The following is a 10,966-nucleotide window of genomic DNA, read 5'->3' on the forward strand; positions in this document are numbered from 1 at the left end:
AATATGTCACCTATAGCTTATAGGAAACATGTTATCTAGGTGTTTTTTCTTTGTCTCACCAAATGGGGCCAGACCATGTAGAAATATACAGAAAGGATGGCGTTTATTATGAATATTTCGATTCAAAGGATTTTGGTGCGGGATTCGTTTAATAAAGTTACATGATGAAAAACCATTCATTATTCCATCATGTGACAATCAAAAAATATTTGGTAACTTATTTCTGATATTAAGTTTTATAAAAATTTAATAAAATCTTTTCTTTGTATTAATTATTTTATTTTAAATTAATTATATAAAGAAATGGAGGCTAGAAAATAGATGCATAGATTGAGTTTATACCGCTTATATTAGGAATTTAAATAAACAATATGTACGATTCTCTCACTACACTAGTATAGTGGCCTTTATTAACAGCAAAATTTATAATTTACAAGGAGAACATTTTATGAGTAAGAGAATAAAAGAATTAGATTCCATACGAGGGTTAGCGGCACTTACAGTGGTATTTGGACATTTTTGTTTAATGCTACCATCGTTACCTAATTCTATTAAATTTTCCCCGCTTAGGTTTTTATGGGCGGGCGGAGAAGCTGTAATCGTTTTTTATGTACTAAGTGGTTTTGTGTTATCTATGGCACTTTATCATTCAAAAACAAATTATTGGGGATATTTAATTAAGAGATTTGTAAGAATCTATATTCCTTATTATTTTTGGATAATCGTTACCTTTGCTTTATTTATTTTATTTTCGCCGTATGAAGTGGTAGGGCTACGGGATTGGTTCTATGATAGATGGCAAGGGTCTATAACAAAATTAGATATTCTAAACCACTTTGTGCTTCTTAATAACTTTTTTACGGAAAATTATAATCCAGTTATTTGGTCATTGACTCAAGAAATGCGTATATCTATTGTATTTCCTTTGTTATTCCTTCTTTTCTATAAACTGAATTGGAAGAAAACGATACTATTTGCTTTGAGCTTTTCTTTAATTAGTGTTTTTCTTAATATGTTGCATATTGGGAAAGCTGAAGGATTTTATAATGGTTATGCTGACACACTGCATTTTACATCTATGTTTATGGTTGGAATGTTACTTTTTAAGTATCAGGAAAAACTTATCTACTCATATAGGAATATGAAAAAATTTAAAAAAGGATTTCTTATTGCATTAGGGATTATTCTATATTTATATTCCATTTTAATTTATGGTCTTTCCCGTAATGATACTACTTTCTTATTAAAAGATTGGGGTGTCGTAATGGGGGTTAGTATATTTATTATAATGGCTATGAGTAACCTAAAAGTAAAAGCATTTTTAAATAAGAGTGTATTTGTATATTTAGGAGAAATTTCATACAGTATCTATTTGTGTCATTTTCCAATCATGATGGTACTATTTAAACTTTTGTATACAAAGATACCTATCTTTTTCCTTCTTACTTTGTGCATTGCAATGACACTACTTTTTTCTATAGTTTCGTATTATTTAATCGAAAAGAAATGTATCAACTGGGCAAAACAAAGAACAACAAATTTTTTGAAAAAAATATAATTCCTGGAGAGATTTTATTTCTTTAGTAAATATATGAATATGACCGATTCCTAAGTATACTTAGGAATCGGTCATATTTGGATTCTAAATGTAAATATAGTAAAGTGGAATATAATTGAAATTGAAAACCACTTAGAAATAACAATTACGGTGTGAGCTATTGTATAGTATAGATATGGTTAATAATAAAGGGGGAATACATATGTGGAAGCGATTTGTAGCAATTGGTGATAGTTTTACAGAGGGGATAGGGGATGAAGTTGAGGGAATTGCATTAAAAAGCTGGGTAGATCATTTTGTTCAACTGTGTGTAAACGATATAGAATATGCTAATTTTGCAAAGCGTGGGTTAGTAACTAAAGAAATTCGCTCACAGCAATTGGAAAAGGCATTAACTTTTAATCCAGAGTTGGTTAGTCTCATTGCAGGTGCAAATGATGTTCTAAAAGGACGTTGGAATCATGATGCATATAAGAACGATATGGAATTTATGATAGATACATTAAGTAAAACAGGTGCTGATATTATGATAGCAAACCTTCCAGATTTTACTGTTAGGCTTCCATTTCCTTCTGAAAAAAAACAAGTATTAAAAGAACAATTATTAGAGGCAAATGAAGTTATACTTTCACTGAGTAGAGAGTATAAGCTTCATCATGTTGACTTTTGGAATCATCATTTAGTTAATGACAATACGCTTTGGTCTACGGATTTCATTCATCCAAACTCAAAAGGATATGTAAAAGTTGCTGAATTGATTTTTAGTAGTTTGCCTGTACAGAAGACAAAATAATAGTTTGCAATTTAACGAATATAATATTAATTGTATGAAGCTATGTTTTTTAGTAAATGGAAAGAACTAAAAATTTAGCAAACAAAGCGTATCTACGATATATTTCTACAGTAGTGCACAAATGCAGAATCACAAAGAAAGATCACTTATCGAAATAGGTGGTCTTTAAACGCTTTTATAACTAAATTAAAATATATACTGTATTACTAACAATTTCGTACTACATAAAGATTAAGTTCTCTTATAGAAAAACTGATTTTATATTATCTTAAAATATAATAACATGTTCAAATCATATTTTGGGTATGTATCCTAATTGTGAATAATGTGTAATTTTTTGAATTATAAATGTCCAATAAATAAAATAGATAGTAGGTGCAGAAGTATTAATGCTATATTATTCAATTCTTGTTATGAGTGCATTAGTGAAGAGAAGTTATTGCAATGGGAGGTACACCATCTGGGGTACTTCAATCAGAAGAATTAATGGAGATTTTTCTCCCTATTTTAAGAGCAGATTTTAAGATTGTCGAGACATATATTCATGATAATAATATACAACCATGTGATATTGATTTTCTTATATTTAATGGGAAAGATGATGAATTTACTACATACGATCAAGTAATAAAATGGAAGAAATATACAAGTAAAACGTGTACTTTTCATTCTTTTGAAGGTAGTCATTTCTTTCTAAATGAAAATATTGAAGAAATAGCAAAGAGTATTATAGGAAAGTTAGATTCTAAAAGATTATTAACTAGTTTTTAGAGGTTTTCTAAGTATACTCATGGCTAAGAAACAAAAATATTAAAGATAAAGAATACAGGCACTGCTGAAATATCTTTGAATAGAGGCAGGGCATTTTAAACTAACTGTTCAAAGGTAGGTATTGATGGAATTTTAAGTAAAATATATGAAGTGACTTTAGTTTAAGTTGACTTTACCTGAAGGTGAGGTTTTCTTTCATCATCAGATAGTCGTTGGATAACTGGTGAGTTAATTGATGCAAGTGGTGGATCTTGCATATAATGCTAATTGTAAGTACTATGTACTTTAAAACCAAAAATTTCTCAATTTAATGTTGAGAAATTTTTGGTTTTATTATTCTAGTAGTAATCGCTTTTTTAAAATTATAGAAATTTAAAGATAAAGTATTGTATACATGTAAGTATGATTAAAAATGAAAAATTGTAAATGCTAAATTTAATTAAATACGCCTTACTCTCTTTAACATTGGCCTGAATGAATAGTTTATAGGAGATTACACTGGCTAAAGATGCGATAATGGTTCCGAGCCCTCCAATATTTACTCCTAGTAATAAAGCTTTCCAATCAGAAGTAAAGTTTGATAGAAGAATTGAAGTAGGAAAATTGCTAATCAATTGACTCAAAAATATGGAACTAAAGAAGACTGAAGTATCTCCTCTTAAATTAGCGCGAGCAAATGTCTCCAGCGCATCCGAATGGGAAATGTTTCCGATAAAAATAAAAAAACAGACAAAGGTTATTAGAAGAAAGTAATCGATCTTAAATAGTAAGTTTCTATCTAACGTAAATGCTGCCATCAATGTGACTATTAGCGCAATGTAATAATTAATAACACCAAAAATAGATGCAATGATAGTGATAAGTATCAAAATCCAGACGGTAGCTTTTTTTCGATTTTTCACGGTAATAACAGGTAGTTCTATTTTCAAATCTGTTTTTTGAAGTTTTTGAGTAAATATAAATAACAAACTAATTCCAAGTACAGCTAAAAGCAGGATTGAACCTAAAAATGGGATGAGCTTAATTCCATAGTAAGAATATAGGTATAAATTTTGTGGGTTTCCCATAGGCATCAAGCTACTACCGATGTTTGCCGCAATTGTCTGCAGGATGATTGTATCCATCATGTTCATTTGTGTTTTTTTACTAATGACAAGTGTTATTGGTACAAAAGTGAGGAGAGCAACATCATTTGTTACAAACATGGAGCAAATAAAGCATAACAAAATTAGAATAATAGATATTGACCTGCTGTTATTGCATGTATTTAAAATCGCAACGGCAAGTTTATCTAATATCTTTAGCTGTTCAAAGGCCTTAATGGCCACCATTAGATTAGATAAGCTAATTAACACTTCAAAGTTAATATATTCGATCTTTGGTGAATGTATTAAGCAGCTTACAATTGCTAGTATCAGTGAAATGGTAAGTACTAAATCCTTTTTTAAAAATTCGAATTTCATAAGGAGTCTTTTTTTATTTTGAACGAATACTATTTCTTTCACAATACACCACCTGTAATCTATGTTAGTAAATATACGTTTTTGGGGATAACTCAATATTGTTAGAAAAGAGGATGTCATAAGGTCCTAAATAAGAGTTTTGTAATGTTTCATCCCTCCAAAAAAATTAGTGTCTTTAATGTTGTAAATATGTGCAATATAGATGAATTCCACTAGGGGGATTAACTGATAAAACAAATGTTTTTTGTATGATACCATAAATAAATTAAATGTTTTATTTTTTTAATATTCTTACAATATTTCATTGATTCTTGATTTCAAATACTTTATATGAAGTTCTAAAAGAGAAAAAGTATGCATGTTTTTATGAAGAAAATAGAGGCTTGTCAAAGATTAGGTAGAATCGAATCTGCGACGTTTGGATACTGTATAAAATTCACAAAATCTCAGTGTTTTTTAGATAAAAAAACTTAAAATATTTTTTTGTTTTTATAAAAACCTGTATTTTTTCGTAACATTCTGTACTTTTAATTATAAATTAAAGACAAGGTTCTCTTAGTTGAAGAGTGAAAGCGCTTTATAGATTTTTCGTGAAGTTTTTACCTAGCCTATTTTTGAGATTAGTAGTGAGAAAGGAGATATTTCCATGTTCTTGAGAAAATTAACAAAAAACCACTTAATCACTATTGATTATTATGATTTAAATCACCGGTAAACGAAACAAACATAATAGTACAACAATGTTAGTGGATAAAAATATTAGTTTTACAGAAAGGGGTAGAGCATCCGTTTGTATAAGCGTTAAGTACTTCAAAATTTCAGTTTTACGGTTACATGTTGTGATGTTTGCTTAAACAGGTCAATCCGATTCATATAGAAAATTTTTATCCTTGTTGTATTTGAATATGAATGAGGTATTTATGCCAGGGAATATAGGTGATTTTATATAGATTATGATAGATAAATTTTGACATGGAGTGATGATATGGAAAGGTTTTTTGTAGAGTTAGTCGGATCAACAAATGATTTTTTATGGTCTAAATTGTTAATTATTATGCTTGTTATTTGCGGAATTTATTTTACATTTAAATTGAATTTTGTACAGTTTCGAATGTTAAAAGAGATGGTCCGTGTATTAATGGAGGGGAAAAGTGGTTCTAAAGATCAAATCTCTCCTTTTCAAGCGTTTTGTATTGGTATGGCAGCCCGCGTTGGAACAGGGAATATCACAGGAATTGCGATTGCAATTGCATTAGGTGGTCCTGGAGCTGTATTTTGGATGTGGATTATTTCTATTATTAGCTCGGCATCCAGTTTTGTCGAAAGCACATTAGCACAAATATATAAAGTAAAAGATAAAACTGGTTTCCGCGGTGGTCCATCCTATTATATGGAAAAAGGGTTAAATAAACGTTGGATGGGAGTATTATTCTCTATTTTAATCACAATTACTTTTGGTCTTGTATTCAATTCAGTACAATCAAATACAGTTACAATTGCTTTTCAAAACTCATTTGGTACAGATCGTCTAACAGTTGGGATAATCATGGCCATTGCTTTCGCTGCAATTATCTTTGGTGGTGTACAACGTATTGCAAAAATGGCTGAATACAAGGTGGTATTTTTAGCGGTATTATACATTGGAGTTGCATTATTTGTTGTAGTTACCAACATATCAAAAATGCCGGAAGTGCTTTCTCTTATTGTTCAAAACGCATTTGGTTTTAAACAAATAGCAGGCGGTTCAATTGGTGCAGCACTTATGAATGGAGTTAAACGTGGTTTATTTTCAAATGAAGCTGGTATGGGAAGTGCACCAAACGTTGCCGCAACAGCAACAACAAGTCATCCAGTGAAACAAGGACTGATTCAAGCATTTGGTGTATTAACGGATACACTGATCATTTGTACTAGCACTGCCTTTATTATTTTGCTGTCTGATGCATATAAACAACCGGGGTTAAATGGTATTGCACTTACACAAGCAGCATTAAGTGAACACATCGGTTCTTGGGCATCCGGTTGTCTTGCTATCTTTGTTTTTTTATTTGGATTTGGTGCGTTAATTGGCAACTATTATTATGGTGAAACAAATATTCGCTTTTTACATACAAGTAAAGTGTGGTTAATGATATACAGAATAAGTGTGTTGGCTATGATTGTATTTGGTTCTGTTGCAAAGATTCAAATTGTATGGGATTTAGCGGACTTATTTATGGGCTTTATGGTTATTATTAATTTAATTGCTATTACCTTACTTTCAAAAGTAGCATTTGCGGCGTTACAAGATTATATAAACCAGAAAAAAGCTGGTAAAGATCCTATTTTTTATAAAGAAAACATTAAAGGGCTTGAAAATATTGAATGTTGGGATAGTTATGAGAAAACTTCAAAAAAGAAAAGTGTGTAATAAGAAGGATATTCAGACTGCAATATGTCTGAATATTTTTCTTGGTTCTAGTGCAAATATTATTGATTATAGTAAAGAAAAAATCATTCTATATAAAGTTAATAGTACGGGGGAATATGATTACATGATAAAGGATTCTAGCGTTCAAGTTGAGGGTCAAGAAAAAGTTTGCTTAGATCAATGGGTAGCTCATTATCGAACGTATGCAGCTAAGGGACGAAGCGCCAGTTATATTCCAGCTCTGGGGGAAATAAATGTATCGCAGTTAGGTATTTGTATAGTAAAGCCAGATGGAACAATGATAAAGTCAGGAGATTGGGAGATACCTTTCACATTACAAAGTATATCAAAAGTAATCGGTTTTATAGCCGCTTGTTTAAGTCGCGGTATTTCTTATGTATTAGAACGAGTTGACGTAGAGCCAACTGGAGATGCCTTTAATTCAATTATTCGTTTAGAGATACACAAACCAGGAAAACCTTTTAATCCTATGATTAATGCTGGAGCGATTACGATAGCTTCACTTTTGCCAGGGACATCGGTGCAAGAAAAATTAGAATCTATATACGTATTAATTGAAAAAATGATAGAGAAGCGTCCCGCTATTAATGAAATAGTATTTCAATCAGAATGGGAAACGGCTCATCGTAATAGAGCATTAGCATACTATTTAAAGGAGAACGGTTTTCTAGAATCAGATGTGGAGGAGACACTAGAGGTTTACCTAAAACAATGTTCGATTGAAATAAATACAGAAGATATTGCCTTAATAGGGCTTATACTGGCACATGATGGATATCATCCTATTCGCAAAGAACAAGTGCTCCCTAAAGAAGTAGCTAGGTTAACAAAAGCTTTAATGCTTACTTGTGGAATGTACAATGCTTCTGGAAAATTTGCTGCTTTCATTGGATTACCAGCTAAGAGTGGGGTATCCGGCGGAATTATGACACTTGTTCCCTCAAAATCTAGGAAGGATTTATCGTTCCAAGATGGATGTGGTATTGGTATTTACGGACCAGCCATTGATGAGTATGGGAATAGTTTACCAGGAATTATGTTGTTAGAACATATTGCAAAAGAATGGGATTTAAGTATATTTTAAAAAGGAGCACAGATATTTTGGTGTTAGAGCGAGTCCAAAAGTGTTCAGACCTTATATTGTGTCTGAACATTTTTAAGTTATAAAGTATCTTTCTAAAGTAGAAGAGTGTAATGAATACTCACAATCTATAATGCTTTCGTTTATATCTTATTTATCAGTTTTTGAAAAAAATAGAGTAAGTATTGTATTAATGCAAATAGGTTTGTATACTGACTGTTAGGCGAAAGTGAGAAGTGATTATTTTGAATCTTAGTAATTTAGTAAAAAAAGACATCTATATTCTCATTTTAATGATACTTACAGTACCCTTAGTAGGTGAGATAAAGTCATTTCCTTTAAATGAAACATTTAGAATGAGCTTTGGTGCACCAACATTTTTCTTTTTTTTGTTATTGTTTCGACGAGTTCCAGCATTTTTACCGGGTTTTTTAACAGCGATAGTCGTGGTAGTATTTCGTATCTCAATGGATGTCATTATAAAGGAAAATATGGATTGGCTAGCCGCTTTTCATACTCACTATCCTAGTTTTTTCTTTTATTTTACTTATTCGTATCTCTTTCATTTAGCAAAAATCAAACGTTTTTATAATCAACCACTAATGATTGGTTTTATTGGTTGCATGATTGAAATACTGTCAGACTGTGTGGAATTAATGATTCAATATTTCGTATTAAAAACATCGATCACATCCGAGGCAATAAATGAGATCATTGTTATCGCATGTTCCCATAGTTTTATAGTTCTAAGCTTTTTCAATATGATGAAATTGTATGAAGCGCAATCAAGGGAGAGACACATAAAGAAACAAAATGAACACATGCTCATGCTCATCTCTAATTTATATGAAGATGCTGTTCATTTAAAAAAAACATTACAAGATGCTGAGAATATAACAAAAAAATCCTATGATTTATATAAAACTTTAGACTCTTTTGAGCACAAACAGATGGATTTTCAGTTTGGGGATTTAAGGCAACAGGCATTACAAATTGCTGGTGAGGTCCATGACGTTAAAAAGGATAACCAACGTATTTTTGCGGGACTTTCAAAGCTAATTTCTGATGAAAGTTTTACAGATTATATGTCTGTACATGAACTAGTAAATATCATTATACGGGCAAATACGAAATATGCACGGTTGCTAGAGAAAGACATCCAATTTGTGTATAAAATTGATGGTGTGCATCCTCATTATCATATTTACACAATCTTATCTATTATAAATAATATCGTTACAAACGCTGTAGAAGCTATCCAAGGTATGGGAACCATCACAATTGACATTAATAAAGACCACCATTTTGTTGAATTTCGAATAGGCGATAATGGTCCCGGTATTTCTTCAAAATATAAAGATTCAATTTTTGAGCCTGGGTTTACTTCTAAATATGATGATTTAGGCAATCCATCGACAGGTATCGGATTATCGTATGTTAAAGAAATGGTCGAACAACTTGAAGGTGATGTTACGCTTGAGGACAGAACCGGAGGAAAAGGATCAATTTTTATAATTAGATTAAGGATTGATCATATAATTTCGAAAGGGTGATTCTATGTATTTTTATATAGTAGATGATGAAAAAGCGGTTCGCTCAATGTTGGCTCAAATTATCGAGGATGAAGATCTTGGGGAGGTTATAGGAGAAGCTGAGGATGGTTTATCTTTAGAGCAACAAATGGTAATCCTTAAAAATATAGACATTTTATTTATCGATTTGTTAATGCCGATTCAAGATGGAATAAAAACAATTCGTCAAATAAAACCTTCGTTTAAAGGGAAAATCATCATGGTCTCTCAAGTAGAATCAAAAGAATTAATTGCTGAAGCTTATTCGCTTGGCGTTGAATACTATATTATTAAGCCGATTAACCGGATTGAAGTATTAACAGTTGTTCGGAAAGTCATTGAACGAATTCGTTTGGAAAAATCGATAAAAAACATTCAAGAATCGCTTAATACGGTACTAAAATTGGATAGTAATTCAAGTGTGCAAGAAAAATACCGTAATGAAAAACATTTAAATACTTTTAATCATTTTCAAAATTCCATTCATTTTCTTTTGTCTGAATTAGGAATAGCCAGTGAAAGTGGAAGTAAAGATTTAATGGATATGCTAGATTATTTATATAAATATGAACAAGATAACACGTTGGAACAAGGTTTTCCCTCACTAAAAGAGATTTTTATGAATTTAGCTCAAAAAAAACTTGGGGATTCAGCTGAAGATACCGAATTAAAAAGGTTCATAGAAGCTTCCAAACAACGGATTCGGAGAGCAATTTATCAATCATTAAACCATTTAGCATCCCTTGGACTTACTGATTTTTTAAACCCGAAGTTCGAAAATTATGCTTCTAGATTTTTTGATTTTACTACCGTAAGGAGAAAGATGACAGAATTGAATAATGAACCAACATTACCTGCTCGTATTGATACGAAAAAATTTATTCAAGTTCTTTATTTTGAAGCAAAACGAATACACTTGGAATTAAGATGATAAACTCTTGCTCATTATTACTTTCAATTAATAGATTGATAGTTGTTTTCATGTTATTTGTTTTATATAGTTTTTCTAAGAGAGGATTTTCCTTTATTTCATATTGAATTTAAAATCAGAAAATTCCGTATCGATTTGGTAGAAGTGTATGAACTTAGAACAAAAGAATATGTATTTTTTATTTTTTAAAACATTAATATTCATTTAAAAAAACGAGTATTTCCACAATAAAATATAAATACATAGTAAGTTGAGTTGAAAAAAAGATGCTATCTTCTAGCGTCTTTTTTTCTTTAAGAGGAAATATCATTGATCCTTATATTATTTGAAATTAAAATGTGGGCATATAAATAAGGGAAAAGGAGAT

General features: G+C 30.8%; 7 protein-coding genes and 2 pseudogenes. 8 read left to right on the forward strand and 1 reads right to left on the reverse strand.

The window, feature by feature from the left end; genetic code table 11:
* The first annotated feature begins 448 nt into the window (after positions 1-448).
* From JDS81_RS18825 to JDS81_RS30950, 4 genes and pseudogenes are all read left to right on the forward strand, one after another.
* Positions 449-1,558: an acyltransferase family protein gene (locus JDS81_RS18825; RefSeq protein ID WP_097955061.1), complete on the forward strand. Its 1,110-nt coding sequence runs from the start codon at positions 449-451 to the stop codon at positions 1,556-1,558.
* Positions 1,559-1,733: 175 nt separating this feature from the next.
* Complete coding sequence (locus JDS81_RS18830) at positions 1,734-2,351, forward strand: SGNH/GDSL hydrolase family protein (RefSeq protein WP_141499556.1); 618 nt, start codon at positions 1,734-1,736, stop codon at positions 2,349-2,351.
* A 429-nt stretch (positions 2,352-2,780) separates the two neighbouring features.
* A pseudogene (locus JDS81_RS18835) lies at positions 2,781-3,122 on the forward strand (thioesterase II family protein); the annotation flags it as partial.
* A gap of 186 nt (positions 3,123-3,308) precedes the next feature.
* A pseudogene (locus tag JDS81_RS30950) lies at positions 3,309-3,383 on the forward strand (short-chain dehydrogenase); the annotation flags it as partial.
* Between the two features lie 101 nt (positions 3,384-3,484).
* On the opposite strand, the gene JDS81_RS18840 reads toward JDS81_RS30950, so the two are convergent.
* Positions 3,485-4,627, reverse strand: a complete 1,143-nt coding sequence (locus JDS81_RS18840) for an anion transporter (protein WP_097955058.1) — start codon at positions 4,625-4,627, stop codon at positions 3,485-3,487.
* A 943-nt stretch (positions 4,628-5,570) separates the two neighbouring features.
* Between JDS81_RS18840 and JDS81_RS18845 the strand changes: the two genes are divergently transcribed.
* The 4 genes from JDS81_RS18845 (at position 5,571) to JDS81_RS18860 (ending at position 10,599) form a co-directional block, all read left to right on the forward strand.
* Entirely contained in the window at positions 5,571-6,995 is a 1,425-nt protein-coding gene (locus JDS81_RS18845) for an alanine/glycine:cation symporter family protein (protein WP_000439287.1), read from the forward strand.
* Between the two features lie 124 nt (positions 6,996-7,119).
* A complete protein-coding gene (glsA, locus tag JDS81_RS18850) occupies positions 7,120-8,100 on the forward strand; it encodes a glutaminase GlsA (RefSeq protein ID WP_000588653.1) in 981 nt (326 codons plus the stop codon).
* 233 nt (positions 8,101-8,333) lie between these two features.
* A complete protein-coding gene (locus JDS81_RS18855; protein ID WP_097955057.1) occupies positions 8,334-9,650 on the forward strand; it encodes a sensor histidine kinase in 1,317 nt (438 codons plus the stop codon).
* Positions 9,651-9,654: 4 nt separating this feature from the next.
* On the forward strand, positions 9,655-10,599 hold the full coding sequence (locus JDS81_RS18860; protein WP_097955055.1) for a response regulator: 945 nt from the start codon (positions 9,655-9,657) through the stop codon (positions 10,597-10,599).
* Positions 10,600-10,966 lie beyond the last annotated feature (367 nt).

This window comes from Bacillus cereus group sp. N31, assembly GCF_016483245.1.
GTDB lineage: Bacteria > Bacillota > Bacilli > Bacillales > Bacillaceae_G > Bacillus_A > Bacillus_A toyonensis.

Bases quoted from the DNA above. Each gene is read 5' to 3' on its own strand.
- JDS81_RS18825 (WP_097955061.1), top strand. From the start codon at position 449: ATGAGTAAGAGAATAAAAGAATTAGATTCCATACGAGGGTTAGCGGCA.
- JDS81_RS18830 (WP_141499556.1), top strand. From the start codon at position 1,734: ATGGTTAATAATAAAGGGGGAATACATATGTGGAAGCGATTTGTAGCA.
- JDS81_RS18845 (WP_000439287.1), top strand. From the start codon at position 5,571: ATGGAAAGGTTTTTTGTAGAGTTAGTCGGATCAACAAATGATTTTTTA.
- glsA (WP_000588653.1), top strand. From the start codon at position 7,120: ATGATAAAGGATTCTAGCGTTCAAGTTGAGGGTCAAGAAAAAGTTTGC.
- JDS81_RS18860 (WP_097955055.1), top strand. From the start codon at position 9,655: ATGTATTTTTATATAGTAGATGATGAAAAAGCGGTTCGCTCAATGTTG.